This window comes from Leclercia sp. EC_58 (assembly GCF_019584355.1).
Classification (GTDB): Bacteria; Pseudomonadota; Gammaproteobacteria; order Enterobacterales; family Enterobacteriaceae; genus Enterobacter.
In genome coordinates this window covers 1-560 of the sequence record NZ_VDAM01000022.1, presented here as the reverse complement: position 1 = coordinate 560, position 560 = coordinate 1, and the positions used below count along the sequence as shown (strand labels likewise).

Here is a 560-nt window from a genome sequence, read left to right as displayed (position 1 = left end):
ACGCCCCACAGACGCATTTTTTACCTGCCACATGAAGCACTTCCCTGAATTCCCACTTCGATTTACCATATTAAGCCAGTATACACTCCGCTAGCGCTACGTGACTGGTTCAGGGCTGCGCCCCGAAACCCGCTAAAAGCCTGACGCGCCTGCGGCTTGTCCAACACCGTGCCGACCGGGAAACATTTCCCGCCCGTCCCGGTGTTATCAGGAGGCTACTCTGGCAGACAAACGCAACAAGATGCTCACGATGTGGGTGACGGAAGACGAACACCGGCGGCTGCTCGAGCGGTGCGACGGCAGACAGCTGGCGGCGTGGATGCGGCAGACCTGCCTGGACGAAAAGCCGGCACGTTCCGGAAAGCTTCCCTCAATCTCGCCGGCGCTGCTGCGCCAGCTTGCCGGCATGGGCAATAACCTGAACCAGATAGCCCGCCGTGTTAACGCCGGCGGGGGTACCGGCCATGACAGGGTGCAGATTGTTGCGGCGCTGATGGCCATCGATGCCGGACTTGAGCGGCTGCGGCACGCCGTTCTTGAGAAAGGAACGGACGATGATC

At 60.7% G+C, this 560-nt stretch carries 1 protein-coding gene; it reads left to right on the top strand.

The features are described from left to right. Positions 1-241 precede the first annotated feature (241 nt). The coding region (locus FHC51_RS22860; RefSeq protein WP_220436795.1) for a MobC family plasmid mobilization relaxosome protein at positions 242-560 on the top strand (319 nt) is incomplete at its 3' end.